At 70.6% G+C, this 25,142-nt stretch carries 29 protein-coding genes; 16 read left to right on the top strand and 13 right to left on the bottom strand.

Annotated elements, in window-relative coordinates; translation table 11 throughout:
- Positions 1-498, top strand: a 498-nt coding sequence (locus tag VF139_05930; GenBank protein HEX6850927.1) for a hypothetical protein, incomplete at its 5' end; no start/stop codon positions are given.
- A gap of 15 nt (positions 499-513) precedes the next feature.
- Here VF139_05930 and VF139_05925 read toward each other — a convergent pair.
- The 6 genes from VF139_05925 to VF139_05900 all read right to left on the bottom strand — a co-directional run bounded on the left by VF139_05925 (position 514) and on the right by VF139_05900 (position 3,122).
- The gene (locus tag VF139_05925; GenBank protein HEX6850926.1) at positions 514-978 is read right to left on the bottom strand and encodes a hypothetical protein; all 465 of its coding nucleotides are present in this window, start codon (positions 976-978) and stop codon (positions 514-516) included.
- Complete coding sequence (locus VF139_05920) at positions 975-1,307, bottom strand: hypothetical protein (protein ID HEX6850925.1); 333 nt, start codon at positions 1,305-1,307, stop codon at positions 975-977. Before VF139_05920 ends, VF139_05925 begins: the two co-directional genes overlap by 4 nt.
- Positions 1,304-1,705 carry a phage holin family protein gene (locus VF139_05915; GenBank protein HEX6850924.1) on the bottom strand — a complete coding sequence of 134 codons (402 nt, stop codon included), beginning with the start codon at positions 1,703-1,705 and terminating at the stop codon, positions 1,304-1,306. Before VF139_05915 ends, VF139_05920 begins: the two co-directional genes overlap by 4 nt.
- Positions 1,702-2,004, bottom strand: a complete 303-nt coding sequence (locus tag VF139_05910) for a DUF883 family protein (GenBank protein HEX6850923.1) — start codon at positions 2,002-2,004, stop codon at positions 1,702-1,704. Before VF139_05910 ends, VF139_05915 begins: the two co-directional genes overlap by 4 nt.
- A gap of 130 nt (positions 2,005-2,134) precedes the next feature.
- Positions 2,135-2,506: a hypothetical protein gene (locus VF139_05905; GenBank protein HEX6850922.1), complete on the bottom strand. Its 372-nt coding sequence runs from the start codon at positions 2,504-2,506 to the stop codon at positions 2,135-2,137.
- A 187-nt stretch (positions 2,507-2,693) separates the two neighbouring features.
- A complete protein-coding gene (locus VF139_05900) occupies positions 2,694-3,122 on the bottom strand; it encodes a hypothetical protein (GenBank protein HEX6850921.1) in 429 nt (142 codons plus the stop codon).
- A gap of 149 nt (positions 3,123-3,271) precedes the next feature.
- On the opposite strand from VF139_05900, the gene VF139_05895 reads away from it, so the two are divergent.
- The 3 genes from VF139_05895 to VF139_05885 all read left to right on the top strand — a co-directional run bounded on the left by VF139_05895 (position 3,272) and on the right by VF139_05885 (position 7,672).
- Positions 3,272-4,558, top strand: coding sequence for a hypothetical protein (locus VF139_05895; GenBank protein ID HEX6850920.1), 1,287 nt, complete (start codon positions 3,272-3,274; stop codon positions 4,556-4,558).
- Positions 4,559-4,643: 85 nt separating this feature from the next.
- The gene (locus tag VF139_05890; protein HEX6850919.1) at positions 4,644-6,257 is read left to right on the top strand and encodes a S8 family serine peptidase; all 1,614 of its coding nucleotides are present in this window, start codon (positions 4,644-4,646) and stop codon (positions 6,255-6,257) included.
- On the top strand, positions 6,254-7,672 hold the full coding sequence (locus tag VF139_05885) for a right-handed parallel beta-helix repeat-containing protein (protein HEX6850918.1): 1,419 nt from the start codon (positions 6,254-6,256) through the stop codon (positions 7,670-7,672). Before VF139_05890 ends, VF139_05885 begins: the two co-directional genes overlap by 4 nt.
- Positions 7,673-7,683: 11 nt before the next feature.
- Here the strand turns inward: VF139_05885 and VF139_05880 are convergent, their stop codons facing one another.
- The 3 genes from VF139_05880 to VF139_05870 all read right to left on the bottom strand — a co-directional run bounded on the left by VF139_05880 (position 7,684) and on the right by VF139_05870 (position 9,529).
- Positions 7,684-8,358: an FKBP-type peptidyl-prolyl cis-trans isomerase gene (locus VF139_05880; GenBank protein HEX6850917.1), complete on the bottom strand. Its 675-nt coding sequence runs from the start codon at positions 8,356-8,358 to the stop codon at positions 7,684-7,686.
- 26 nt (positions 8,359-8,384) lie between these two features.
- Positions 8,385-8,789, bottom strand: coding sequence for a Co2+/Mg2+ efflux protein ApaG (gene apaG / locus VF139_05875; protein ID HEX6850916.1), 405 nt, complete (start codon positions 8,787-8,789; stop codon positions 8,385-8,387).
- A 68-nt stretch (positions 8,790-8,857) separates the two neighbouring features.
- Positions 8,858-9,529 (bottom strand): arylesterase, encoded by a 672-nt coding sequence (locus tag VF139_05870; protein HEX6850915.1) that lies wholly within the window; start codon positions 9,527-9,529, stop codon positions 8,858-8,860.
- Between VF139_05870 and VF139_05865 the strand changes: the two genes are divergently transcribed.
- Positions 9,528-10,226: an ABC transporter ATP-binding protein gene (locus VF139_05865; GenBank protein HEX6850914.1), complete on the top strand. Its 699-nt coding sequence runs from the start codon at positions 9,528-9,530 to the stop codon at positions 10,224-10,226. The two genes, VF139_05870 and VF139_05865, sit on opposite strands and share 2 nt — an antisense overlap.
- Positions 10,223-12,766, top strand: a complete 2,544-nt coding sequence (locus VF139_05860) for an FtsX-like permease family protein (protein HEX6850913.1) — start codon at positions 10,223-10,225, stop codon at positions 12,764-12,766. The genes VF139_05865 and VF139_05860 overlap by 4 nt, the downstream gene beginning before the upstream one ends.
- Before the next feature lie 3 nt (positions 12,767-12,769).
- Here VF139_05860 and VF139_05855 read toward each other — a convergent pair whose 3' ends face one another.
- Positions 12,770-13,432 carry a glutathione S-transferase gene (locus VF139_05855; GenBank protein ID HEX6850912.1) on the bottom strand — a complete coding sequence of 221 codons (663 nt, stop codon included), beginning with the start codon at positions 13,430-13,432 and terminating at the stop codon, positions 12,770-12,772.
- 39 nt (positions 13,433-13,471) lie between these two features.
- Here VF139_05855 and VF139_05850 point away from each other — a divergent pair, with 39 nt between their 5' ends.
- Positions 13,472-14,242, top strand: a complete 771-nt coding sequence (locus VF139_05850) for a TatD family hydrolase (protein HEX6850911.1) — start codon at positions 13,472-13,474, stop codon at positions 14,240-14,242.
- A gap of 1 nt (position 14,243) precedes the next feature.
- Here VF139_05850 and VF139_05845 read toward each other — a convergent pair whose 3' ends face one another.
- Positions 14,244-14,711 carry an Rrf2 family transcriptional regulator gene (locus VF139_05845; GenBank protein HEX6850910.1) on the bottom strand — a complete coding sequence of 156 codons (468 nt, stop codon included), beginning with the start codon at positions 14,709-14,711 and terminating at the stop codon, positions 14,244-14,246.
- Between the two features lie 283 nt (positions 14,712-14,994).
- On the opposite strand from VF139_05845, the gene VF139_05840 reads away from it, so the two are divergent.
- The 9 genes from VF139_05840 to VF139_05800 all read left to right on the top strand — a co-directional run bounded on the left by VF139_05840 (position 14,995) and on the right by VF139_05800 (position 23,447).
- On the top strand, positions 14,995-16,056 hold the full coding sequence (locus tag VF139_05840; protein ID HEX6850909.1) for a cytochrome c3 family protein: 1,062 nt from the start codon (positions 14,995-14,997) through the stop codon (positions 16,054-16,056).
- The gene (locus tag VF139_05835) at positions 16,053-16,745 is read left to right on the top strand and encodes a cytochrome b/b6 domain-containing protein (protein ID HEX6850908.1); all 693 of its coding nucleotides are present in this window, start codon (positions 16,053-16,055) and stop codon (positions 16,743-16,745) included. Before VF139_05840 ends, VF139_05835 begins: the two co-directional genes overlap by 4 nt.
- Complete coding sequence (locus tag VF139_05830; protein ID HEX6850907.1) at positions 16,720-18,582, top strand: HAMP domain-containing protein; 1,863 nt, start codon at positions 16,720-16,722, stop codon at positions 18,580-18,582. The genes VF139_05835 and VF139_05830 overlap by 26 nt, the downstream gene beginning before the upstream one ends.
- The gene (locus VF139_05825) at positions 18,575-19,231 is read left to right on the top strand and encodes a response regulator transcription factor (GenBank protein HEX6850906.1); all 657 of its coding nucleotides are present in this window, start codon (positions 18,575-18,577) and stop codon (positions 19,229-19,231) included. Before VF139_05830 ends, VF139_05825 begins: the two co-directional genes overlap by 8 nt.
- An 87-nt stretch (positions 19,232-19,318) precedes the next feature.
- Positions 19,319-20,278 (top strand): cobalamin B12-binding domain-containing protein, encoded by a 960-nt coding sequence (locus VF139_05820; protein HEX6850905.1) that lies wholly within the window; start codon positions 19,319-19,321, stop codon positions 20,276-20,278.
- Positions 20,275-20,922 (top strand): carbohydrate-binding family 9-like protein, encoded by a 648-nt coding sequence (locus tag VF139_05815; GenBank protein HEX6850904.1) that lies wholly within the window; start codon positions 20,275-20,277, stop codon positions 20,920-20,922. Before VF139_05820 ends, VF139_05815 begins: the two co-directional genes overlap by 4 nt.
- Positions 20,923-20,957: 35 nt before the next feature.
- Complete coding sequence (locus VF139_05810; protein HEX6850903.1) at positions 20,958-21,986, top strand: FAD-dependent oxidoreductase; 1,029 nt, start codon at positions 20,958-20,960, stop codon at positions 21,984-21,986.
- Between the two features lie 2 nt (positions 21,987-21,988).
- A complete protein-coding gene (gene ribA / locus VF139_05805; protein ID HEX6850902.1) occupies positions 21,989-22,747 on the top strand; it encodes a GTP cyclohydrolase II in 759 nt (252 codons plus the stop codon).
- Positions 22,748-22,832: 85 nt separating this feature from the next.
- A complete protein-coding gene (locus tag VF139_05800) occupies positions 22,833-23,447 on the top strand; it encodes a response regulator (protein ID HEX6850901.1) in 615 nt (204 codons plus the stop codon).
- A 7-nt stretch (positions 23,448-23,454) separates the two neighbouring features.
- Here the strand turns inward: VF139_05800 and VF139_05795 are convergent, their stop codons facing one another.
- The gene (locus VF139_05795) at positions 23,455-24,252 is read right to left on the bottom strand and encodes a thrombospondin type 3 repeat-containing protein (protein HEX6850900.1); all 798 of its coding nucleotides are present in this window, start codon (positions 24,250-24,252) and stop codon (positions 23,455-23,457) included.
- Positions 24,253-24,373: 121 nt separating this feature from the next.
- A complete protein-coding gene (locus VF139_05790; GenBank protein ID HEX6850899.1) occupies positions 24,374-25,042 on the bottom strand; it encodes a hypothetical protein in 669 nt (222 codons plus the stop codon).
- Between the last annotated feature and the right edge of the window lie 100 nt (positions 25,043-25,142).

Here is a 25,142-nt window from a genome sequence, read left to right as displayed (position 1 = left end):
GAAGACACCCCGGCGCCGGAGGCGAAGGCGCGCCCGGTCGTACAGCGCCGCCGCGTGCCCGCGGTGGTCCACCTGACCGATGCCACCACGATCGAAGGGGACCTCTACGCGGCGGTCGGGGAGGCGTCCCCGGGGGGCGAGCCGATCCTCGAGCGGCTCAACGATCCGGCGGAGCGGTACCTGCCTCTCGCGCGCGGGGACCGGCACTTCCTCCTCCACAAACGCAACATCCGCCGCGTCGAGCTGGCACGGGTCGAGAACCCGCTCGAGTTCGGGAAGTCGGACGCGGTCCGCTCGTTCCGCGTCGAGATCGCGCTCGACTCGGGGGAGTCGGTCCGGGGCCTTCTCGAGTCGCACGAGCGCGCGGCCCACCACCGGACGCTCGACCATCTCAACGACTCCGCGGCGGGTTTCCTCCGGCTCGTGAAGGGAGCGGCGGTGGTCTACGTGAACCACGACCACGTCGTCTCGGTCTGCGATCTCGGCGGGCCGCGCTAGGCGGCGACGATCCGCTCAGCAGCGCGAGCGGTACACCGACAGCGACACGACCGCCGTCGAGCCGGTCTCGTTGTAGAAGAAGACGCGGTAACGCGGGAACGCCACGCGCTGCGTTTGCTGCTCGGAGACGAAGATCGGGTTCTTGCCTCCCGTCACCTTGTGGGTGACCTCGACCGCGAAGACGACCTGCCCCTCCCGCTGGAGCAGCTGCAGGACCCTCGGGTCGTCCGGGACGAGGATCGCGCCGACGCGCCCCGAGGTCGGGACGCCGTCCTTGAACTCGCCGCCGAAGCTGAAGGTCATCTGCGCGAAGCCGTCGGTCTCGATGACGCCGCCGTCGAGCAGTCGCTGCGTGTCGGACTTCGGGATCGGAGGGACCGGGACCGACGGCAGCAGGACGAACCAGCCGGTCTCGTCGGCGGCGAGAGGGGGCGCCGCGAGAACCGCGAGGGCGAACAGGGTCACGAGCGCACGGGTCACGGGGCACCTCCGGACGAATCGTCGCTCTCCTGGGGCCGGGCCACGCCCTTCGCGAGGCGGTAGGTCCCGATCGCGAACGGGGCGAGCGCCGCCGCTCCCGCGAGCCAGCGACGCGTCTTCGAAGGACCGAACAGCAGCAGCGCGGCGGCGAGCGCGCCGAACAGCGCGCGGTAACGACGCACGCCGCGGACGACGGTGACGACCGTCTCGGCGATCGCGATCTCGCGGTGGAGCCCTTCGACGGTCGCGCCGAGCTGCGCGCGGTGCGCGTCGGAGCTTCGGACGAGCGCCAGCCGCCGCTCGGCGAGCGCCTCGATCCGCGACCTCACCGCCCGCCTCCGAGCCCCTGGCGGTCCTTCTCGAGCTCGGCGAGGCTCGCGTCGAAGGCGCGGGGCTTCGCGCGCAGGATGCGTCGCACGATCATGGCCGCGACACCCGCGCCGGCGAGAAAGAGGATCGCGAGCAGGCCCGCCGCGAGCGCCCGGTACGCCGGGTCGACGGCGAGCAGAATCATGATCGCGACGAACGCCACGCCCACGACCGCGAGCAGCAGCGCGGTGAGGGCCCAGAGGAGGACTCCCGCCAGGCGGGCGATCTCCTCCTGGAGTTCGGTCGCCGCCAGCTCGAGACGGTCGTGGGCGAGGGCGACGACGGTGGTCGCCAGGGTCCGGATCGACTCCAGGAACCCGGCCGGCGCCCCCCGTGCCTCTTCGCCGTTCGGGGTCATCGGCGGCTGCTGAGCGTACCCACGAGGAAACCGAGGCAGGCGGCGATCGCGATCGAGGTCCAGGGGTTCTCGTGCACGTAGGCGTCCGTCGACTTCGCGACCGCCTTCGCCTTCTCCTGGACCTCGACGCCGGCTTCCGCCATGCGCTCGCGAGCCTTGCGGACCGTTTCCGCGGCCTGGCCGCGGATCTCGGCGACCTTCTCCCCGGTCTGGCCGGCGGTCGCCTGCAGCAGCGCCTCGGCGTCCTGGATGACCGCGCTCAGGTCCTGCAAGAGTTTGTCGGTGGTGACCTTCTCCATCTCGGCCTCCCTGCCTCGCGCAAACTGTAACAGGATCGGAGGGGGGCCGCCCCGGGGGGAATCAAGGAATGCGACGGCGAACGCGCGACGCCCGTCGGGCCGCGTGCCGCTGTCGGGACGGAGTCCGGCGCTACGACACCGCCTCGCCAACCCTGTCGTGCATCGACGAGGAGAGGCTCCCGGTCGGGTATCCCCTCCGCGCGCCCGCGTCCGTGACGCGGCCCCGCGCCGCAGGCGTCCGCGTCCGGAACAGCCGGTAGAGCGGTTCGTCCCCGACGACCCCCACGTGAACGTCGCGGGCCCCGAGGCGGCGCCCGCGTGCCTCCTCGCCCTCGATCGCGAGCAGGGCTTCCAACTGCGCGATCGGGGCGAGGCGCTCCCGCTCGCCGTCGGTCAGCCAAGTCTCGTATTCGATCGCAGCCTGGATGACGAATCGGGTGCTTCCCAAGAGCAGCCCGTCGACGCGTACGGTGTAGCCCGGCCGTGATGAACTGAATCCCATGGTGCGACCTCCCGGGTTGCATCTGTGAAACCGCGCGACCGGAGGTGTAGAACGAGAATCGTGCCAGGGCGGTGTGGCGCGGTTTATCGCGCCGTGACGCGGTCCGTTCGCCCACAGGGTCGAGGGGGATAGGTACGAACTCCCCGGCCGGACTTACCCGGGGGAAGGAGTTTCGAGCCGCCGGGCCTCACATCCTTCGCTGGACGTAGGAGGCCCAGGGACAGAAGGTGCCGACTTCGGCCACCCAGCGCCCCACGTCCTTCTCGACGGCCTGGGGCGTCCCGTCACAGACCTCGATGCTCGCCTCGACGACGTCCCAGCGGCTCGGGATGAAGTGCCAGCTCCATGCGAGGTTGTGCCCGCCGTTCCCGGACGCGATCGGGCCCGCGATGTGGAGGCTCCGCTCGGACTCGGGGAGCGCGAGTTGGTCGTCCAGCCGCGCCAGCACCGCGGGGTCGTCCGTGACCGCCACGAACCGACCCTCCGCGTCGGGGACGCCGCGCACGGCGAAGACGAACGCTGTCGCGCTCGGTCCCGGAACGGCGGCGTCCTGGCCGCCGCACGCCGCGAGCCCGAGGGCCAGCACGCCCGCGCCGCTCCTCGAAAGCCACTCCATGCGGTTCGATTAGACGCCCCGGCCGGGCCAGGAGCAAGCCGCGTTCGGGTCTCCGCGGAGGGGGGTCGCTGCGCCAACGCCGCGAACGGCGGCATCGCGCGCTGCCTGCGGTCCGCCGCTCCGTACGTTTCCGGTCCCACGGAGGCCCCATGAAACCACTCGTGACCCTGGCTCTGCTCCTTTGCCCCTCTCTGTCGTTCGCCCTCGAGGGGAACTGGATCCGCACCTACCAAGGGGGGTACGGGCACAGCGTTCTCGAGACCGCGGACGGCGGGGCGATTCTCGGCGGGACTTTCGGCGCCGGATTCGACTGCTGCCGGCCGTGGGTGGTCAAGCTCAACGCCGACGGCACGCCCGCGTGGGAGGTCACCTACGACGCGCCGGGGCTCGCCGGGGCGAACAACCTCGTGCCGACCCGGGACGGCGGTTACGTGTTTTCCGGCGAAGGGACGTCGTTCATGCTCGTGAAGATCGACGCCGCCGGGAACGTGCTCTGGGCCCGCGACTACGGGGACGGCGGGTATTCGCTCCTGCGCGTGGTGGAGGCGGACGACGGCAGCCTGCTCCTCACCGGCGCGACGGCGATGGACGATCCGAACGCGAGCAACGGCCGCGCGGTGCTCGTCGACCCGAACGGGGAGGTGATCTGGCAGAAGATCTACGGAAGGCCCGGGCCGAACGAGTTCTTCGCCGACGCGATCCAGGGTTACAACGGGAACTTCATCGTCGCCGGTTCGACGCGCGGCGACTACTGGCTGGCCGAGCTCGATCGGGCGACCGGCGCGGTGGTCTGGCAGAACGCCTACGGCGGCGGCGCCGAGGACACGGGGCTCGTCGTGACCCCCGTCCTCAAGCGTTACTACATGGTGGTCGGCGCGTCGGACTCGTTCGCCGACGGCGGACTCCGGAACTGGTGGGCGGTGATCGTCGGCCAGAACGGCAAGATCTCGAAGGAGTTCTCGCTCGGGGGCGCGGACGCCGAGGATCCGCACGCGGCGATCGCGACCTCGGACGGAGGATTCCTGATCGGCGGAGGCTCCGGATCGTTCAACGCCACGGCCGGCGAGATCTGGCTCGTGAAGTTCGACGCCAGGGCGAAGATCGAGTGGCAGAAGTCCTACGGCATTCCGGATCGCACCGACAGCGCCTGGGAGATCCAGGAGACGGCGACGGGGTACACCGTCATCGGGGACTCCTACTCCTTCCCGATCGTCTACGAGCACTGGCTGATGCGCATCGACCGGAACGGCAACGTCGAGGACGCCTCGTGCGGCGTCGTCCGGGAGACGAAGGTCCCGTTGCGGGCGACGAACGCCAACGTGCGCGAGGCCGGCGCCCAGGCCGTCGACACGAAGATCCCCCCGGTCGATCTCGAGGTCGTCCCGACCTTCTTCGAGCTGCCGATCGAGGCCTGCGTGCCGACCGGAGGACGCTGAGCGTCGCCCCCCGCGACCCCGATTTCGCCGTACAATCGGGGAGTCAAGGGACCCGAGCGATTCGCGCTCGTCAAAGGGGGGCTCGATGAGGGTATTCGTCCGCTCGTTCGCCGTTCTCGCTCTGCTCGCCGCCTGGGGATCGGCCTCGATGGCCGTCACCCTCGAGGAGGGGACGTACGTCCCCGGCCGGCTGCTCGTGAAGTTCCAACCCGGCACCGCGGCGACCGCGAAGGCGGCGCTGCACGGGCAATTCCGGGGACAACGGATCCAGACCTTCCGCCTCGACCCCGACCTCGAGCTCGTGGCCTTCCCGGAGGGGACCGATCTCGGGGCGCTCCTCGACCGGTACGCGGCTCAGCCCGACGTGCGGTACGCCGAGCCCGACTTCATCTACCACACGCAGGGGATCCCGAACGACACCCGCTTCGGCGATCTGTGGGGAATGCACAACACCGGGCAGAACGGCGGCCTCGTCGACTCCGACATCGACGCCCCCGAGGGGTGGGACGTCAACACCTCCGGAGCGGGGATCGTGATCGGGAGCATCGACACCGGCGTCGACCGCAACCACCAGGACCTCGCGGCGAACATCTGGACCAACCCCGGGGAGGTCGCCGGGAACGGGATCGACGACGATGCGAACGGCTACGTCGACGACGTGCACGGCTGGGACTTCCTGAGCAACGACAACGACCCCCAGGACGACCACTCGCACGGCAGCCACACGATGGGCACCGCCGCCGCGGTCGGGAACAACGGAGTCGGCGTCGCCGGCGTCGCGTGGTCCGCGTCGATCATGCCGCTGAAGATCTGCAATTCCGGCGGAGGTTGCGACGTGAGCGCGGCGATCGCCGCGACCGACTACGCGACCGAGAACGGGGCGCGCCTCACCAGCAACTCCTGGGGCGGCGGCAGCTTCAGCCAGGCGATGAAGGACGCCATCGATCGCGCGGACGCCGCGGGAGTCCTCTACGTCGCGGCGGCGGGGAACAACGGGCGGGACACCGACGCGAGCCCCTTCTACCCGGCGTCGTACACGAGCCCGAACGTCATCTCGGTCGCGAACATGACGCGATTCGGCGGGCGGTCGAGCTCCTCGAACTTCGGCCTCACCTCCGTCGACCTCGGCGCGCCGGGCAGCGACATCCTCAGCACGACGCCGAACAACGGGTACTCCAGCATGAGCGGCACCTCGATGGCGTGCCCCCACGTGAGCGGCGCGATCGCGAACCTCATGGGGTTCAATCCCTTCCTCGGGCACCTCGAATACAAGGACATCCTCATGCAGAGCGTGGTGCCCAACGACAATCTCGCGGGACGCTGCGTCTCGGGCGGGATGCTCAACCTGAAGAACGCGCTCGACCTCACCCCCCCTCCGGTCGTCCCGCCGGAAAACGACTCCCCGACCGCCGTCGCCGGCGGCCCGTACAAGGGGCGTGCCTTCTCGCCGGTCACCTTCGACGGCTCCGGGTCGTTCGACCCGGACGCGCAGCAGCTCGACGACTACGTTGCCGTGTACACCTGGAACTTCGGCGACGGGAGCGTGGTGACGACCTCGTCGCCGACGGTGACGCACGCGTATCCCGCGGGGAACGCCGACTACGTCGTGACGCTCACCGTGAAGGACAAATACCGGATCTCGAGCGCCCCCTCCACCACGACGTGCGCGATCCGGGGCGGAGGTCGCAAGGCCCGATGACCCGATTCGCGATCCGCGCCGCGTTCCTCACCGCCCTCGCCGCCGGTGCTTCGGCACCGGCGGCGGGGGCGGCGGTGTACACGGTGGACGACAACGGCCCCGCGGACTTCCCGAGCATCCAGTCGGCGATCAACGCCGCCGGGGCGGGGGACGAGGTCGTCGTCCGCCCGGGGCGGTACAAGGAGACGCTGAACTTCCTCGGGAAGGCGATCACCGTGCGATCGGAGTCCGGGCCCGCGGCGACCGTGCTCTACCTCGAGGGCGAGACCCGGGTCGTCCTGCTCAACGGGAACGCCACGCTGCGCGGCTTCACGATCTCCGGCGGCCGCGCGCGCACCGGGGCGGGGATCGCGGTGGTCGGCGGCGCCAACCCGACGATCGAGGGGAACGTCATCGAAGGGAACACAGCCGCCCGCGACGGTTCGGCCTTTCCCGCCTTCGGCGCCGGCATCGCGGTCGATCCGGGGTCGCGCCCGGTGATCACGCGCAACGTGATCGCGGGGAACGCCGTGCTCGGCGATGCGCAGGGCGTGTTCGCCTACGGAGGGGCCATCGACGTCGGGGACGACGCCTCGGCGGTCGTGATCAACAACACGATCCGCGACAACGTCGCCTCGGACTCCGGCGGCGGCATCTCACTCGGGGTGACCGGGGCGGCGATGCCGGTCGACGTCACGAACAACACGATCTTCGGGAACGAGGCGGGGAGCGGCGCGGCGAACACCTTCTCGTACGGGGGCGGGATCCTCGCGGCGGACGGCGCGGCGGCGACGCTGCGGAACAACCTGTTCGTACAGAACGTCGCCCGGTTCGCGGGGGGCGGAATCCACTTCTTCGCGACCGGGCTCCAGGGGTTCACGTACACGCTGAACGACTTCGACGGCAATCTCCCCGACGCCTGCGGGGGGCTTCCGTCGTCCAAGTGCGACGGCGGGCAGTTGTTCCTGCCGGCCGGCTTCGAGGATCCGGCGGCGAACCGCTTTCGCCTGCGCTCGGACAGCGCCCTGATCGATCGGGGCACCGGGACCGGCGTTCCCTCGGTCGACGCCGACGGCCGGCCGCGCAACGTGGACGGCGACCTGAACGGGACCGCCGCGCCCGACGTCGGCGCGTTCGAGAATCCGCGCGAGTTGACACGGCTGCGCTTCGACGGGCCGGACGCCCTCGCGTGGGACGACAGCGTGAATGCCGCGGTCGTGTTCGAGCTCTATCGGGACGCGCTGCGTCCCCTCGCGGCCGGACCCGTCGGCGAATGCCTGGCCGGGTCGCTGCCGACCCCTTCCGCGACCGACGCGACCGTCCCGGCGACGGGGCAGGGGTTCCTGTACCTCGTGCGCGGGAAGGCGACCGCGACGGGCTCCCTCGGCACCGCGTCGAGCGGCTCGGAGCGGGTCCCGGCGGTCGCCTGTCCCTGAGCCGGGGCGTTCTACTTCAGGACCTCGAGCAGCTCGACCTCGAAGATGAGCGTGGCGCCGGGAGGAATCCCGGGGCGACCCTGGTCGCCGTAGGCGATGTCCGAGGGGCAGTAGAGCTTCGCCTTGGCGCCGGGCTTCAGGAACTGGAACGCCTCGGTCCAGCACGGGATCACTTGATTGAGCGGACGGTCGAGAGGCTGTCCCTTCTTGACCGAGCTGTCGAAGACGGTCCCGTCGATGAGGGTTCCGGTGTAGTGGACTTTCACGCGGTCGGTCGCCGTCGGCGAGGCGCCCGTCCCCTCCGTGATCGTCTCCATCACGAGTCCGGACCCGGTCTTCCTGAGGTTCTTGTTGGCGGCGAGGAGCTTGTCGACGAACGCCTTCCCGCCGGCCTTGTGGCTCTCGGCCGCCTTGACCATCCGCGCCTTCTGCAACTCGTTGATCTTCGGGCCGTAGGTCTCGAGCTCGGCCTTCTTGGGCTTGTTGAGCACGCCGTCGGAAAGGCCCGCCTTGACGACCTCGAGCTCCGCCTCGGTGAGCTGGAAGGCGCCGAGGTTGCGACTGAGGAACAGGCCGAGGGCGTACAGCGTCTTGTCCTGCTCGGATTCGATCTTCGGCTCCGCGGCGAGGACGGGAAGCGCCGTGAGGCACGCGGCCAGGAGGACGAGGGTGATGCGCTTGACCATGCGGACTCCGGTACGGCGCGCGGCCGTCAATTGATGGCGAAAGGCTCGCTCAGGCAGAACGGGGCGATGCGCACGTCGAAGTGCTCCCCGTCCGGAGAGACCATCTGGTAGGTCCCCTCCATGACGCCGAACGACGTCTTGAGGGGGCATGCCGAGGTGTATTCGAAGTTCTCGCCCGGGCCGAGGATCGGTTGCTTGCCGACGACTCCTGGGCCTCGGACCTCCTCGACCCTGCCGTTCCCGTCGGTGATCACCCAGTGCCGGCTGAGGAGCTGGGCCGTTCGGTCGCTCTCGTTGGCGATGCGGATCGTGTAGGCGAAAAACCACTCGCTGTCGGCGGGGTCGGAGCGCTCCGGCACGAACTGGGAGCGGACCTGGACGCGGATTCCCCGAGTGACCGCTTCGGAGGCATTGGCCGGGACGTCTTCCATCGCATTCCCCATGGCAGGAAGCCTCCATGCTGGCACAGGTCCGCTCCGTCCGCCCAGGGCGCCGCGCCTCACCTCACGAGGTCCCGGACGTACCGGGCGACGTTGCCCGCGACGATCCGGTGGCCGTCCGCGTTGGGGTGGATCCCGTCCGGGAGGTTGAGCTCCGGCCGTGCCGCGACGCCGTCGAGGAGGAACGGCATCAACGGCACGTCGGTCGCGTCGGCGACGCGGTCATAAAGCCTCTCGAACTGTCGGGCGTAAAGCGGGCCGTAGCTCGGGGGGACCTTCATGCCGAGCAGGAGCACCTTCGATCCCGACCCCTTGGCGCGTCGGACGATCTCGACGAGGTTCGCCTCGGTCGCCTCGGGGGGCTGGCCGCGCAGCCCGTCGTTGGCGCCGAGGCCCACGACGAGGAGGTCGGGTCTCTGCTGAAGCAACCAGTCGAGGCGGGCGAGCCCGCCGGCGGACGTGTCCCCGCTGACGCCGGCGTTCACGATGCGCACCGGGCTTCCCTCCGTGGCGAGCTCGGCGCCGACGAGGGCGGGAAAGGCCTGATCGGCGTCCAGCCCGTATCCGGCCGTGAGGCTGTCGCCGAGAAACACGACGAGCGGCCCCTCGAGCGGAGTCTCCCGGCCCGAGGGCAGCGCGGCAGCCGGCGGCGGGGCGTCGGAGCACGCGACCAGCGCGCCCACGAGCGCGGCGGTGGCGGCCCCCCGGAGCGTGCGGTACACCAGACCCATGCATCCTCCCAGAATCGCGCTACGTGGTCTCACCCGGAGGCTCCCCTCGGGCGAGCGCACGCTCACCATCGTGGACCGGGTCGACCTGGAAATCGAGGCCGGGGAGTCGGTCGCCATCCTCGGTCCGTCGGGGAGCGGGAAGTCGACCCTCCTCGCGCTGATGGCGGGGCTCGATCGGCCGACCGAGGGGGAGGTGCGTGTCGACGGCGAGGCGATCCAAGCCCTCTCCGAAGATGCGCTCGCCCTCCTGCGGCGCCGCAAGATCGGCTTCGTGTTCCAATCGTTCCAGTTGCTCGGCAACCTGACCGCGAAGGAAAACGTCATGCTTCCCCTCGAGCTGCTCGACGCCCGGGACACCGAGACGAGGGCGGACGCCCTGCTCGCGGCGGTCGGCCTCGCGGAGCGCGGCCACCACTACGCCACCCAGTTGTCGGGTGGAGAGCAGCAGCGGGTGGCGATCGCAAGGGCGTTCGCGACGCGTCCGCCGATCCTGCTCGCCGACGAGCCGACGGGGAATCTCGATTCCGCCAACGGGGACCGCGTGCTCGCGCTGCTCGACGAGCTCCGGCGCGAGTCGGGGACGACGCTCGTCCTCGTCACCCACGACCCCTCCGTCGCGGCGCGTGCGGACCGGCTCGTGCACCTGCGCGACGGCCGCGTGGATCGCGTCGAGCGCCGCTCCGCCGCTCGCGCATGAACCTCCGCGCGTACCTCCGCCACGTGCGCCGCGAGTCCCGAGGTTCACGCGGACGGCTCGTCTTCTTCACGACCTGCCTTGCGGTCGGCGTCGCCGCCGTGGTCGCCGTCGCCGGCCTCGGCACGAGCCTCGACCGCACCATCCGATCGGAGGCGCGGCAGCTGCTGGCCGCCGACCTCGCGGTGAAGGGCTCCCGGCCGATCCCCGAGGAGGCGACGGCGATCGTCCGCGCGACGCCCGGGACGCGTCTGGCGGTCGTGAAGGAGCTCGCGACGGTGGTCGCGCTCCCGCGGGACGTCGCGGCCACCGGAAGCCGGAGCCAACTGGTCGAGCTCAAGGCGGTGGAGGCCGGATACCCGTTCTACGGGAAGCTCGCGCTCGAGCCCGATCGCCCGCTGGAGACGCTCCTCGACGCCGGAGGGATCGTGATCGCTCCCGAGGTCGCCGCGCGATTCTCGATCGGCGGCGGGGGCCGACTGCGCGTCGGCGAGGCCGATTTCGTCGTGCGAGGAATCGTGCGTTCGGAGCCCGACCGCGTCGGGGGCGGGTTCGCCCTCGGTCCGCGGGTCTTCCTTTCGGTCGCCGGGCTGGAGCGGGCGCGCCTGGAGCAGCTCGGCAGCCGCATCGAGCACCGCCTGCTGGTCAAGCTTCCCGACGGCGCCCTCGCGACGGATGCGGACGCCCTCGCGGCGAGGATCAAGGCGGCGCTCCCCGAGCGCGGGTGGCACCAGGTCGAGACCTTCGCGCAGGCGCAGCCGGCGCTCCGCAACGGGTTGAAGCGCGCCGAGAGGTTCCTCGGGCTCGTCGCGCTCCTCTCGCTCATCGTCGGCGGGATCGGCGTGGCGCAGACCGTGCGCGCGTGGATCGCGGGGAGGATGGAGGCGATCGCGATCCTGCGCTGCCTGGGGATGCGGCCTCGCGAGGTCCTGGCGCTCTACGCGGGGCAGACGACGCTGCTGGCGCTGCTCGGGAGCGCCGTCGGCGCCTCCGCAGGGATCCTGATCCTCGCGATCGTCCCGGCGTTCGTCGGCGACGTGCTTCCGTCGGGCGCGATCCGTCCCTGGCAGCCGTGGGCGATCGCGCGCGGCCTCGGCCTGGGCCTGGGGGTGGCGCTCCTGTTCAGCCTTCCGCCCCTGGTCGGGCTCGGGCGCGTCGCACCGCTGCGCGTCTTCCGTCGCGATGCGGAACCGCTTCCCGTGAGCCGCTGGGCCTCGGGCCTCGCCGGCGTCGCGGTCGCGGTGGGGATCTTCGCGATCGCGGCGGCGCAGTCGCGATCCTGGCGCCTGGGGGCCCTGTTCGCGCTCGGGATGGGGATCGCCACGGCGTCGCTCGCGGGAGCGGCGTGGGTGGCGACGCGAGGGCTGGGAACCGCGCCGCGCCGGTTCGCCCGCGTCTGGCTCCGTCACGGACTCTCCGCGCTGGCCCGGCCCGGCGCGGGAACGCTGGGCGGGATCGTCGCCTTGGGGATCGGCGTATTGGTCGTCCTCGGGATGTGGCTCGTGCAGACGCGTCTGGGCGAGGAGCTCCGGGCGGATCTCCCGGAGAACGCGCCGACGGCTTTCTTCGTCGACATCCAGACCGACCAGCTGCGCGACGTCGAGACGATCCTCGCGAAGGCGGGTGCCACGGGCGTGGCGAGCGTGCCGATCGTCACCGCGCGACTCGCGTCGATCGACGGCGTGCGCGTGGAGGAGCTCGCGCGCGGCGCGCGCGACGAGGGGCGCGGTCGCTGGGTGCTCACGCGGGAGCAGCGGCTGACCTACGGCCGGGAGCTTCCGAAGGACAACGTCGTCGTCGAAGGGGCGCTGTGGAGCGACCCGCGGCCGGAGATCAGCATCGAGCGCGACTTCGCGCGCGATCTCGGCGTGGGAGTCGGCGGCTCGATCGTGCTCGACGTCCAGGGAGTCCCGGTCGAGCTCCTGGTGTCCAGCCTGCGCACGGTCGACTGGAGGACGTTCGGGATCAACTTCTTCCTCGTCGTCGAGCCCGGCGTCCTCGACCGGGCTCCGCAGGCCCGCGTGGCCGTCGCGCGCATTCCCGCGGGGATGGAGGGCGGGGTGCGCGATGCGCTCGCCGAGACCCATCCCAACGTCACCATGCTCCCGATCCGGGACATCCTCGAGAAGGTGGTGGCGGTGCTCGACCGCGTGGGGCTCGCGGTCCGGATCCTCGGCGGCTTCACCGTCGTCGCGGGGATCGTCATCCTCGGCGGCGCGGTGAGCGCGGGGTCCTCGCGCCGCGGGCGGGAGGTCGCCTTGCTCAAGACCCTCGGGATGACGCGACGGGACGTCGTCGCCGTGTTCGCCGTGGAGTACGCGCTGGTCGGGCTCGTCGCCGGAATCATCGGGGCCGCGGGGGCCGGCGGCCTCGCCTGGGGAGTTCTCGAGCGGGGCATGGAGATGCGCGCCGGGCTCTCCGCCGCGCCGTTCCTCGTCGCGGTCGCCGCCGCGGCGGCGCTGGCGGTTCTGGCGGGGATCGCGGCGAGCGCCGGGGCGCTGCGGCGCCGTCCGGTCGAAGTGTTGCGCGCGGAGGCCTCCTGACCGTTACTCCCGCTCGACCGGCGGGAGCGCGCGCGCCGCATCCAGCCAGGCCCGGACCGCCGGATGCTCGAGGACGGCGTGAAGGTACGCCCCGGCGCGCGGCGTCGCGTGGGTGGAGACCTCGAACGCGACGAGGCGCCAGGCCGCCGTCGCGTACATGACGTCGACGGCGCCGAATTCCCCGAACAGGTAAGGGCCGGGTTGCCGGTTCGCGGTCAGCGCGCCCTCGAGCAGGCCGAGCATCTCCGCCGCGTCCCGGAGCGCGGCGGAGGTGGGCTCCGGACGTTTCGGCAGGAAACACAGGTTGAAGGACATCGACTCGCGCAGCGCGGCGAAGCCGGAGTGCATCGTCGCCGCGAGCCAACGCGCGTGGGCGCGCGCCGCCCGGTCCGCGGGCCACATCGGCGGGTGGTCCGGGGGCGGGAACACCTCGTCGAGGTACTCGATGATGGCGAGGGAGTCCGGGACGACGACCGCCCCGTGATGGAGGACCGGAACCCGGCCGGTAGGGGAGACCCGACGCCGCTCGACGCGGTCGGGATCGTGCACGAGCGAGATCGTGCGCTCCTCGAACGGGACGCCCTTGTGCTTGAGCGCGACCCAGCCGCGCATGGACCACGAGGAGATGTTCTTCTCGCCGATGTAGATCACGAGGGGCTCGGACATGGGACACCTCCGCGAAGGTCCCTAGGTTAACCTCTCCCGATGATCGACACGCACTGTCACCTCACCCACGCGAGATTCCGCGACGACGTCGACGCGGTGATCGCCCGCGCCCGCGACGCGGGACTCGAAGGCTGCGTGACCATCGGGACCGGGGTGGACGATGCGGCGCGGGTGGTGGAGCTTTCGCGTCGCCACCCGGGGTTCGTCGTCTGCACGGCGGGGCTCGATCCGTTCTCCTCCCACGCCGCGGGGGACGCATTCGACGACCACCTCGCGCGCCTGGCGGAAGGGCTTCGCTCGGGTGCGTACGTCGCGGTGGGCGAGGTGGGCCTGGACTACCACTACGCCCTCGATCCTCGCCCGATCCAAGCCGAGCGATTCCGTCGGCAGCTCGAGATCGCGCGGGATCTCGACCTGCCGGTCGTGATCCACGTACGCGACGCGCACGAGGACCTCGCCGCCATCCTGAAGGAGCACGCCGGATGCCGGGGGGTGATCCACAGCTTCACGGCCGGAATCCGCGAGGCGGAGCGTTACCTCGAGCTCGGCTGGTCGCTCGCGTTCAACGGAGTCGTGACCTTCCGGAACGCGGAGGAAGTCCGCGAGGCCGCGCGAGCCTGCCCTTCCGAACGCCTGCTCTTCGAGACCGACGCGCCGTACCTCGCCCCCGCACCGCATCGCGGCGAGCGGTGCGAGCCCGCGCACCTCACGGCGACCGTGCACCGGGTGGCGCAGCTCCGGGGCGAGGAGCCGGAGACGCTCGCGCGAACCGCGAGCGCGAACGCGCGCGCGTTGTTCCGCCTGCGCTGAGTCAGGACCTCGAGGCGGTCGCCGGCGGCACCGGATTCGGCTTGGCGCGCCAGGGGAAGCCGCCCGGGACGTTCATCCGCTCGACGGCGGCCAGCGTCGTTCCCTCGAGGGCCGTCAGGAACATCCCGCGCGTGGCCTTCCACGCGTGGTGGAGCGGGCAGGCCGTCTCCTCCGAGCAGGTCTTCTGGCCGAGCACGCAGATCTTCCGATCGGCGAGGTGGTCGAACGGCTCCACGACCTCGAACAGGGAGAGCTTCTCGGGGTCGCGCGCGAGGCGGAAGCCTCCGCCGCGCCCGCGCTGGCTCTCGAGGATTCCCGCTCCGGCCAGCGTCTGCAGCACCTTGGCGAGGAACGGCGGCGGCATGCCGAGCTCTTCCGCGATCTCCCGGCTCAGCATGAACGCCCGTTCCTTCCGCGCCCCCATGTAGGAAAGAGCGCGAATGGCGTATTCGGAGCTCCGCGACAGCATTTCAGACCGCCTCCCCGGGTCGCTTGCCCGGCGGCATCGGTCGGCGCGAGGGCGGAGGCACTCGAAGCGTCGAAAAAGCGCGGCGCCGCCACCCGGCACGGCCGGTTCGCTTCCCTGAACAGGAGCGTACGAGCCGGATTATACATTTGATAAACCGAGTTCTCTATCTTTTTATCTTGATTCAGGCTACATTCGTCGACCACGTCGGCGACCTTCGGCTCCAGGCCGCCCATGCACCGCCCTCCCGGTCGGCAGGCCCGGGAAAGGGATCGAAAGGGACGCCATGCGACGACTGCTCGTGCTTGCCGTCGGGTTGGCCGGAGTCCTCGCTCCGGCGCGAACCGCTGCCGAAACGGCGGCGGGGTCGCAGCTCGACGGCTGCCTCTCGTGCCACGCGGACGCGGCCATGACCGCGACGCTGCCGAGCGGCGAATCGGTTCCGGTCCACGTGGACCGGGAGAAGTTCACCTCCTCGGTGCACGCCTCCCTCGAATGCACCGATTGCCACGCGGGGTACGACGCCTACCCCCATCCGGCGCGGTCGGCGAAGAACGCGGCGGAATTCAAGGCGGGCTTCCTCGACGGCTGCAAGTCCTGCCACCTCGACAAGTACGAGCAGGCCGGGGACGGCGTGCACGAGAAGCTCCGGGCCGGCGGCAACTCCTCCGCGCCGTCGTGCATCGACTGCCACGGCGCGCACGACGTGAAGAAGGCCTCCGAGCCGCGCACGCGGATCTCGGAGACCTGCGCGGGCTGCCACTTCGACGTCAACGGGAAGTGGGCGGAGAGCGTGCACGGCAAGGCCCTGCTGGAGAAGGGGAACCAGGACGCTCCCGTCTGCACCGACTGCCACCGGTCGCACGACATCCCGGATCCGACGCAGCAGGCCTGGCTCGTACGGGTGCACGAGTTGTGCGGCAAGTGCCACTCGGACCCCGAGAAGATGAAGAAGTACGGCCTGTCCGCCAACGTGGTGGAGACCTACCTCTGGGACTTCCACGGAACGACGACGCAGCTCTCCGCGGCGAAGGACTCCACCGAAACGGGCGCGCCGCGTCCGACGGCGCTGTGCATCGACTGCCACGGCGTTCACGACATCGCCAGGGCGGACGACCCCGACTCGCCGGTCCTCCGCGCGAACCTCGCGAAGACCTGTCAGAAATGTCATGAAGGCGCGACCGAGAACTTCCCGGCCGCCTGGTTGTCCCACTACGAGCCGACCCTCGAAAAGGCACCCCTCGTGTGGCTCGTGAAGGTCGGCTACCTCGTCCTGATCCCGTTCATGATCGGGGGACTCTGCCTCCAGATCCTCCTGCACCTCTGGCGCGTGGTGGTGAACCGATGAGCGAGAAGATCGTCCGATTCAACGTCGCGCAGCGCCTCGAGCACTTCGCGATCATGTCGTTGTTCACGATCCTCACCGTCACGGGTTTCCCGCAGAAGTACTGGTCGGCGGGGTGGGCCCAGTCGTTCTCCTCCGCGGTCGGCGGCGTCGAGACGCTCCGGCTCGTCCACCGGGTGAGCGGGATCCTCTTCTCGGTCCTGTGCGTCTACCACCTCCTCTACGTGGGCTTCTTCTCGCTCACCGGTCGCTTCAAGCTCACGATGGTGCCGACGCGCCAGGACTTCGCGGACGCGATCCGGACGCTGCGTTACTACCTCGGACTCGAGTCGCACGGCGCGAAGTTCGACCGTTACGACTATCGTCAGAAGTTCGAATACTGGGGCATGGTCGCGGGCGGCCTGCTCATGGTGTTCACGGGCCTGCTCCTCTACTATCCGGTCTTCTTCACCGCCTTCCTCCCCGGCCAGCTCGTCCCGGCCGCGAAAGTGGCCCACAGCAACGAGGGGCTGATGGCCTTCCTCGTCGTCATCACGTGGCACATCTACAACGCGCATCTCTCGCCGGACGTCTTCCCGTTCGACACGGCCATCTTCACGGGGAAGATCAGCCGCGAGCGCATGCATCACGAGCACCCGCTCGAGCTCGAGAGGATGGAGGCGGGGAATGATCCCGCCCGCCGAAAGGCCTGACGCCGGGCAACACCCGACCGATGCGCTGTCGTGGCGGCACGGTCTCCGTGCGCGCCTGGTTACGGCCGTGCTGGCGGCGGTGCTCGCCCCCACGGCGATCCTGGGCTGGGCCGGTTTCGCCGGCGTCGAGGCGCTCCGACAGCGCGTGATCGCCGAGCGGCTGTCCCTCGCCCGCGCGGTCGCCCACCAGAGCGAGCACCGCCTTCGCGAGACGCTCGAGAACCTCGCGTCGGTCCCCGCCCAGACCCCGTGGGTCGGCGAGACCGACGCGCAGCGCACCTCGATGCGCATCGTTCGGGCCCGCTCGCGGATGGTCACCACGGTCGCGCTCGTCTCCTCGGAGGGCCGGATCCTCGCGGAGGAGCCCGCCGGCGGCGCCTCGGCCTCCCAGGCGGACGCAGCCGTGCGGTTCGCCGCGGACGTCCTCTCCACCGGCCGCAGCGCCGTGCGTGTCCTGACGGTTCCCGACGGGAGCCCGGTGGTCGGTGCCGCCGTCGCGCTGCGCGATTCGAGCGGCCACCGGGTCCAGGCGGCGATCGCCATCTGGGAGGTCCAGTCGGCGTCCTGGGCGGCGACGCTCGCCGAGCTCGGTCCGGGAGGGCGCGCGGTCGTGGACCTCCTCGACGACCGCGGCGTCATCGCCGTCTCCACCGATCCGTCGCGGGCGGGTTCGATCGCGGACTCGGCGGTCGTCGCGACGCTCCGGGCGCGACGGACCGCGGGCTCCGCGGCGTCCTCGGACGAGGACCCGATCTACCACGCGTGGGCGCCGGTGGCCGTGGTGCCGTGGGGGGTGCTCGTCAGCGAGCCCGAGACCACGCTCTTCGCCGACGTTCGACGGGCGCGGCGCCCGTGGGACGCGCTCGCGACGATCGTGCCGCTGCTCGGCCTCGTGCTCGCGCTCGGAGTCGCGTGGAGCGTGCGCGAGCCGATCGCGCGGCTCGGCACGGCGGCGCAGCGGATCGCGGCGGGGGACCTCTCCCATCCGATCCCGCAATTGGGCTCGGACGAGATCGGATCGCTCAGCCGTGCGTTCGAGGCGATGCGGGCCGCGCTCCAGGAGTCGCACGACGCGCTCACGCGGACCAACCGCGACCTCGATCGTCGCGTCGACGAGCGCACCCGGGAGCTCCAGCGGCTGTACGCGGAGCTGCGGCTCAAAGACGAGCAGCGCGGCCTTCTGCTTCGAAAGCTGCTTCGGGCCGAGGAGGAGGAGCGCAAGCGCATCGCCCGGGAGCTCCACGACGACACCTGTCAGGCGATCGCGGCGCTCGGGATGAGCGTCGATCTCGCGGCCGATTCCGAGGACCTGGCCGTCGCGCGCGAGCGCCTCGCCGACGCCAAGGCACTGGTGGTCCGCTCGCTCGACGAGTTGCACCGGGTGATCTACGACCTTCGGCCGAGCGTGCTGGACGACCTGGGGCTGGAGGCGTCGGTGCGGTGGCTTGCGAAGCGTCACCTGGAGCCGTTCGGGATCCGGGCGCACGTCGATTTCGAGGCGACGGCACGCCCTCTTCCCATGGAGGTCGAGCTGGGGGTGTTCCGCGCGCTCCAGGAGGCGCTCAGCAACGTGGCGCGCCACTCCCGGGCGGAGCGGGTCTGGATCCAGGTCGCCTGCCTGGACGACGAGTTGCGGGCCGACATCGAGGATGACGGCGTGGGGTTCGTGCCCGCGGCGACGGCCACGCCGACTCCCGACGGTGCGGGGCTGGGGCTGCTGGGGATGCGCGAGCGGATGCAGGCGCTCGGCGGGGAGGCCCGAGTCGAGTCGACTCCGGGCGAGGGAACGCACGTCGCCCTGCGCGTGCCGCTTCGGAAGGAGGCCGTGCGTGGCTGACCCCATCCGGGTCCTGATCGTGGACGACCATGCGCTCGTCCGCGACGGCGTGCGTGCGCTGCTCGCGGCCGCGGGGGATGTCGAGGTGATCGGCGAGGCCGAGGACGGTCATGCGGCGATCCGGGAGGCCCGTCGCCTCGACCCCGACGTGATCCTCATGGACGTCGCCATGCCCGGACTCGGCGGGCTCGAGGCGACGCTCGCGATCCGCGCCGAGAACGACCGGGCCCGCATCCTCGTCCTCACGCAATACGACGATCGGGAGTACGTCGCGCGTTTCCTCAAAGCGGGAGTCTCCGGCTACGTGCTGAAAAAGGCGGCCGGCTCGGAACTCGTGGCGGCGATTCGCGCCGCGGCGCGGGGGGGGCTCGTGCTCGACCCCGAGATCGCGCGCGGTGCGTTCCAGGATGCCCGCCAGCCCGCTGCGGAGACGCTGCGCGACGACCCGTACGAGCGGCTGACGGACCGCGAGAAGCAGGTGCTCAAACTCGTCGCGGAAGGGAAGTCGAACAAGGAGGTCGCCGACCTCCTCGGGATCAGCGTGAAGACCGCCATGTCGCATCGCGAGCACCTGATGGAGAAACTCGACGTTCACGACCGAACCGCGTTGATCCGGTTCGCGCTCAAACGGGGCATCATCCAGATGTGAGCGCCGTCACGAGGGTGTCCAGGCGCTGTCGCGTTCCGAAAGGTCGTCGGGTTTGACAGTGGCTGAACGCGCCGCTAACGTCTCGCCGTGCGCGACGCGGACGCGACTTCCGAGCCCAGACATCCGATCCAGGTGGTTTCCCGCCGCACGGGGCTCAGCCCGGACGTGATCCGCGTCTGGGAACGTCGCTATCGCGCGGTCAGCCCCCGGCGGTCGACGACCAATCGACGTCTGTACTCCGACGACGATCTCGATCGGCTCCTGCTCCTGCGCAGGGCCACGCTGCTCGGCCGCGCGATCGGGCAGGTCGCCTCCCTCGACACGCCGAGACTGCGTCGCGTGGTCGAAGCGGACGAATCCGCCGTGCAGCAGGCTCCCCGTGCCGCGGAGCCCGTTCCGGGCGACCCCGTCGCCGCGGCGCGGTTCGGCGCCGCCCTGGAGGCCGTTCGCGCACTCGACGGGGAGCGCCTCCGAGCCGTGCTTCACGGCGCCGCGATCGATCTCGCGACGCCGGTCCTCCTGCAGCAGCTCCTCGTGCCCCTCATGAACGCGGTCGGAGACGAGTGGCTGCGTGGCTCGATGCGCATCCACCACGAGCACCTCGCGTCCGCCCTGGTGCGCGCCCTGCTCGACGCGTTGCGGGAAAGTCACGCCCGATCGTTCGCGGGACCGGAGATCGTGGTGACGACGCCTCCCGAGGAACAACACGAGCTCGGCGCCCTGATGGCGTCGGTCGTCGCCGCGGCGGAGGGATGGCGGGTGACCTACCTCGGGCCGAACGTGCCGGTGGAGGACCTCGCTCAGGTGGCGGTCGAACGCGGTGCACGCGCGGTCGCCCTCAGCGTGGTGTTCCGCGATCGCGACGGGGATCTCGCGGCGGAGCTGCTCCGGTTGCGTCGCGCGCTCCCCGACGGGACCGCGCTGCTTCTCGGCGGCGGATCCGCGCGTCGTTTCGAGGATGCCGCCCGTCTCGCGCAAGCGGTGGTCGTCGACGACGTCGCCCTTTTCCGCGCGGAGCTGTCGCGGCTCCGGGGCGCCGACCGTTGACGGGACCGGTTCCGGAGCACCTCGTCCCGTCCCGCGGCCGAGTCTCCGAGCGGGACCTGTGGAGCCGTCCCCAGTCGTGGGACGACTTCCCGCCTCTCGAGCTGGTCCGCGCGACCGACGGTTCGCCCGCGGCGCACCCGACCCAGGCCCGGCTCGTTTGGGATCCGGCGGCCCTGCACTTGCAGGTGCGCTGTCGGGACCGGGACATCTGGTCCACCCATCTTCTCCGCGATGCGCCGCTCTGGGAGGAGGAGGTCGTCGAGTGGTTCGTCGCCGCGGGCGCGGAGACCCCGTCGGCCTACGCCGAACTCGAGTGGAACCCGCTCGGAACGCTGTTCGATGCCTGGGTCGACAATCCCGACGGCGATCGGCGCACGATGCACGTCGATCGCGGGTGGTCGGCCGCGGGGCTTCGCTGGACGGTTCGCGTGGATCGCGCTGCCGCGTTGTGGACCGTCCAGGTGCGTCTGCCGTGGGCTGCCATCGGACTGAACGGCCCGGGGACCCTCCGGACGAACGTCTATCGGATCGAGCGGCCGGTGTCGGGCGCGGCGGAGTTCCAGGCGTGGTCGCCCACACTCGCGAGTCCCGCCGATTTCCACCTCCCGGCCCGTTTCGGAAAGGCGATCCCTTCCGGAACGTAGCGGCCCGGGCAGGGCTCTCCTACGATGATCGATCCATGAAGCCGGAGCTAACCGACGTCCTGGGCGTCGGTGCGGGCGTCGCCGGTCTCGCCTGCGCGCGCGCTCTCTCGCAGGCCGGGGCGAGGACGATCGTGCTCGAGCGCGCGGCGGGGGTCGGCGGCCGCTGCGCCACGCGGCGCGTGAACGGTCAGCCCGTCGATCACGGCGTCCTCTTCCTCCACGGGGCCGACCCGCGCTTCCTCGCCGCCCTCGGGGGAGTCGACGGTGCTCCAGCGGAGGGCTGGCCCACGCGATCGTCGGGGGCGGGTCCGCCGTGCCACCCGGCGGCGTTTCGGGACGGTCAGCGCAGCATCGCGTACGCCGACGGCGTGTCCGTCTTCCCGAAACACCTCGCGCGTGGCCTCGACGTGCGGCTGCGCTCGAACGTGCGATTCGTCGAGCCGACGGGCGACGGCTGGCGCGCCGTCGTCGCGGACGGCTCGACGATCCTCGCCAATCGGCTGTTCCTCACGCTGCCGGTGGAGAGCGTCTTGGCCCTGCTCTCGTCGGCGCCGGCGGCGCGGGAGACACTGGAGCGCGTGGAAGGGCCGCTGTCTCTCCTGGGGACGGTGCCGTGTCTGACCACGATCGCGGGGTATCCGCCCGACGCGCCCGAGCCTTCGTGGCACGTTGCCTACCCGGAGTCGTCGGCCGTGCTTCAGGTCGCGTCCCACGACTCGTCGAAGCGTCGCTCGCCCGCCTCGCGCGTGCTGGTGCTGCAGGCCCGACCCGCGTGGTCCCTGGCTCACCTCGAGGCCGAGCCGGCGTCGTGGGGCGCGGCCATCCTCGAGGAGGCGGCGCGCCTTTACGGGGACTGGGTGCGCCGACCGGCGTGGCTGCAGACGCACGTCTGGCGTCGTGCGCGGATCGCGCCGAGCGAGACGCTCGCCGGACCGCTCGTGGTACCGTGCCGAGGGGCCGGGGCGCTGGGCCTCGCGGGTGAGGCGTTCGACCCCGCCGCCGGTGTGGAAGGGGCCTTCCTTTCCGGGCTCGCCCTCGCGCGGGTCCTTTCCGCGGAGGCATGACGATGTCCGGAGCGGCCGCCACGCTCGAAGCGCTCGTCGAGCGGGATCGCGTCCACGAGTGCGAAGGGTACGGTCCGCAGAAACTGTGTGTTCGCGTGACCGGGGTCGCCGAACTCCCCACCCGGTTCGGCACGTTCCGGATCGTCGCGTTCTGGAACAACCGCGACGGCAAGGAGCACGTCGCGATCGTGCGGGGGGACATCGTCGGCGCGGCGGACGTGCCGACGCGGCTCCACTCCGAGTGCCTGACCGGCGATGCGCTCGGCTCCCTCCGGTGCGACTGCCGGGACCAGCTGGAGGCGGCCTTGGGGAGGCTCGGGGGCGAGGAACGGGGGCTGCTGCTCTACCTGCGTCAGGAGGGGCGCGGGATCGGGTTGATCAACAAGATCCGCGCGTACGCGCTTCAGGATCGCGGCATGGACACCGTCGAGGCGAACCTGGCGCTCGGCTTCCGTGACGACGAGCGGGACTACGCGATCGCGGCGCACATGATCGCCAGCCTCGACGTGCAGTCGGTCGCACTCCTCACGAACAACCCGTCGAAGATCCGGCAGTTGGAGCAGTACGGCATCCGGGTTTCGCGTCGCGTGCCCCACATCCTGCCGCCCAACCCGCACAATCGCTTCTACCTCGAAACCAAAGCGTCCCGGTCCGGGCACTGGATCGACTTCTCGGGAAAGCCCCATCTTCCGGAGCAAAGCGAACCGATTCTCGTGGAGGGAATGCCCGACGAATCGGCGGGTCCCACCGAGTCGGGTTGACCTCCGGGGATCTTGACAATGCTGCCGAATCGGTACATATTCTTGTCGGCAGCTTGCAATACTTGTATTTCTTTTAGGTAGGCGAATGAGAGAAAAGTCGGTATTCACGACGTTCGAAGCCGCGAAGCTCTGTCACGTGTCCCCGCTGTCGATCATCAACTGGGTCAATGCGGGACGTCTCCCGGCTTTCCGGACTCCCGGCGGCCACCGCCGCATCCGTCGTGAAGATCTCGTGCGTTTCATGCGCGAGAACGGCATTCCCATTCCCGAAGAGCTGCGAGACGGTTCGGGACGCGCCCGCGTGCTCGTGGTCGACGATGAGCCCGGCATTCGCGAGGTGATCGCCGAGCATCTCTCGTCCCGGGCGAACGCTTACGAGGTGATGACCGCGGCCGATGGGTTCGAGGCGGGGCGTCTGGTCGCCACCTTCCGGCCCGATGCCGTGATCCTCGACCTCCGGATGCCAGGACTCGACGGGTTCCAGGTCTGTCGGACGATCAAGGCGGACCCGGAAACGGCCTCGACGATCGTGCTCGCGATGACCGGTTACTACACTCCGGAGACCGAGTCGCGCATCCTCGAATGCGGCGCGCAACGTTGCATCGCCAAACCGGTGGAGCCCTCGACGCTTGCCTCGATCCTCGACGGGTTGTTCGAACACGGCACCGGGCGCCGTCGCCGGCGTCCCGCCAGGGCGTGATCCGACCCTAGGGCAGGTCGATGCGCGTGCAGTCCACCGCGTCCGACGCATCCTGATCGGCGCGACGAATCGTGATCGCGGTCGACTGACCGACGGCGGGAAGCGCCAAGTTGCACGTGCCCCCCACCAAGTCGCACGTCAGCGCCTGGGTGAAGTCCACGATGAACAGCGAAAGCCCGCTCTCGGCGACGGTGAACTCTCCCGGGCAGCGGATGGCGAAGCCGCCGGTGGGCAACGACGCCGGGAGCGTTCGCTCGCAGGCATCGCCGATCCCGTTGAGATTCGCGTCCGTCTGGTCGCTGCCGTTCGGGAACCAGAGACAGTTGTCCGAGCTGTCCGCGAGCTTGTCGCCGTCCTGGTCCGGCAGGGTCCGCTCCCCGTTGACGTCGAGGATGTAGCAGTCCTTGGGCTGCGCGAGGACGCCGTCGTCGCCGGCCACGGGCGGATTCGAAAGGAGCTTGCAGTTGTCCGATCCGTTCGGGACGCCGTCGCCGTCGTAGTCGCCGCCGTCCGGAAGGTCCGGACGCTGCGCCGCGATCCCGTCAAGCCGACCGATCTGCACCTGAAGCGTGAGGGTGCGGGGGGTGCCCGCCGTCAGAGTCAAGCCGCTTCCGCCGCTGCAACGGCGGACGTCGCCGTCCGTCACCGGGGAGGCCGCGACGATGCAGGGGGAGGAGGTCACGAACGGGTGCTCGATGGCGGGCTCCGAGATGGCGCCGACCAAGCGGTCCACCTCCCAGCGGACGTACTGGACGCGAGCGTCCGGAGTCGCCTGACTCCCGAGGCCGGTCGCGCGAAGCGTCACGAAGACGCCTCCCGTCGAGGGGAACGGGGATTCGGACGTGGAACAACCCGCCACGGCCAGAACGCCGGCGAGCAGGACGACCGCCCCCCGGAGCCGAGTTCCGCAGCGTGAAGGATCCACGTCAGGGTTGGAACGTGAGAAGCGGCAGCAAGCCGTTGCGGTAGCCGTTGCTGTCGAACGCGGTCAGGTCCGCGGTTCCGCTCGAGTCGTCGCAGGTGAACGAGTTCTCGATGAGTTGGACGAGCGCCGGCGCGTCGACCGAGAGAGCGATCTCGTGCGCACTCGACGAGACGTCGAGGATCCAGCCCGGGAAATCGCTCTCCACGTAGGCGACGGAAGGAACGGTCAACTCGCCGTCGCCTCCGAGGGGGACCCGGGCCAGCTTTTCGATGCACGTCGTCGGAGTCGGCAGTGGCGACGTGGTGTCCCGCAGGACCGGCTCCCCGATCAGAAGCAGCTCGAGCCGATACCTGCCCGCGGGGAGTGCGGCCGCCCGGACCGCCGCCGTGCCGCTGGCCAGATCGGCGACGAGGCTCGACGAGGTGAGCGAGATCCGATACCCGCCCGTCGCCGCCTCGGTGAGCGGGTCGAGAGGTCGAACCACGAGCTGGGACAGCGGGAACGTCACCGACTCGTATCGGCCGGTTCCTGTCGTCGAGGCCTGCACCTTCACCGCGATCGCCCCGCTGCTCGGGGGGATGGGATCCGCCTCGCTGCACGAAATCGACATTCCCATCGCCACGCCGGCGAGAGCCATCGCGGCGCGTTGCCAGGTCGAACCGAGCTTCATGAACGCACGCCTCCTCGGAGCCGGTGAACCACCCCCCGAATCACCCCGAAAGGTACCCGGCCTCGCGGCGAAAGGCGCATCGTAGCCGAGTTACTGCGGC

This window comes from Candidatus Polarisedimenticolaceae bacterium, from assembly GCA_036376135.1.
In the GTDB taxonomy this organism is placed as follows: Bacteria; Acidobacteriota; Polarisedimenticolia; order Polarisedimenticolales; family DASRJG01; genus DASVAW01.
The sequence above is the reverse complement of the archived record's forward strand: the minus strand, read 5'-3'. Positions and strand labels throughout refer to the sequence as shown.

Coding starts and splice junctions, on each gene's coding strand:
- VF139_05915 (HEX6850924.1), bottom strand. CDS start 1,705: ATGACCCCGAACGGCGAAGAGGCACGGGGGGCGCCGGCCGGGTTCCTG.
- VF139_05840 (HEX6850909.1), top strand. CDS start 14,995: ATGCGACGACTGCTCGTGCTTGCCGTCGGGTTGGCCGGAGTCCTCGCT.
- VF139_05790 (HEX6850899.1), bottom strand. CDS start 25,042: ATGAAGCTCGGTTCGACCTGGCAACGCGCCGCGATGGCTCTCGCCGGC.
- VF139_05880 (HEX6850917.1), bottom strand. CDS start 8,358: ATGGTCAAGCGCATCACCCTCGTCCTCCTGGCCGCGTGCCTCACGGCG.
- VF139_05885 (HEX6850918.1), top strand. CDS start 6,254: ATGACCCGATTCGCGATCCGCGCCGCGTTCCTCACCGCCCTCGCCGCC.
- VF139_05910 (HEX6850923.1), bottom strand. CDS start 2,004: ATGGAGAAGGTCACCACCGACAAACTCTTGCAGGACCTGAGCGCGGTC.
- VF139_05855 (HEX6850912.1), bottom strand. CDS start 13,432: ATGTCCGAGCCCCTCGTGATCTACATCGGCGAGAAGAACATCTCCTCG.
- VF139_05890 (HEX6850919.1), top strand. CDS start 4,644: ATGAGGGTATTCGTCCGCTCGTTCGCCGTTCTCGCTCTGCTCGCCGCC.
- VF139_05905 (HEX6850922.1), bottom strand. CDS start 2,506: ATGGGATTCAGTTCATCACGGCCGGGCTACACCGTACGCGTCGACGGG.
- VF139_05835 (HEX6850908.1), top strand. CDS start 16,053: ATGAGCGAGAAGATCGTCCGATTCAACGTCGCGCAGCGCCTCGAGCAC.
- VF139_05860 (HEX6850913.1), top strand. CDS start 10,223: ATGAACCTCCGCGCGTACCTCCGCCACGTGCGCCGCGAGTCCCGAGGT.
- VF139_05800 (HEX6850901.1), top strand. CDS start 22,833: ATGAGAGAAAAGTCGGTATTCACGACGTTCGAAGCCGCGAAGCTCTGT.
- VF139_05830 (HEX6850907.1), top strand. CDS start 16,720: ATGATCCCGCCCGCCGAAAGGCCTGACGCCGGGCAACACCCGACCGAT.
- VF139_05870 (HEX6850915.1), bottom strand. CDS start 9,529: ATGGGTCTGGTGTACCGCACGCTCCGGGGGGCCGCCACCGCCGCGCTC.
- apaG (HEX6850916.1), bottom strand. CDS start 8,789: ATGGAAGACGTCCCGGCCAATGCCTCCGAAGCGGTCACTCGGGGAATC.
- VF139_05900 (HEX6850921.1), bottom strand. CDS start 3,122: ATGGAGTGGCTTTCGAGGAGCGGCGCGGGCGTGCTGGCCCTCGGGCTC.
- ribA (HEX6850902.1), top strand. CDS start 21,989: ATGTCCGGAGCGGCCGCCACGCTCGAAGCGCTCGTCGAGCGGGATCGC.
- VF139_05845 (HEX6850910.1), bottom strand. CDS start 14,711: ATGCTGTCGCGGAGCTCCGAATACGCCATTCGCGCTCTTTCCTACATG.
- VF139_05850 (HEX6850911.1), top strand. CDS start 13,472: ATGATCGACACGCACTGTCACCTCACCCACGCGAGATTCCGCGACGAC.
- VF139_05810 (HEX6850903.1), top strand. CDS start 20,958: ATGAAGCCGGAGCTAACCGACGTCCTGGGCGTCGGTGCGGGCGTCGCC.
- VF139_05895 (HEX6850920.1), top strand. CDS start 3,272: ATGAAACCACTCGTGACCCTGGCTCTGCTCCTTTGCCCCTCTCTGTCG.
- VF139_05865 (HEX6850914.1), top strand. CDS start 9,528: ATGCATCCTCCCAGAATCGCGCTACGTGGTCTCACCCGGAGGCTCCCC.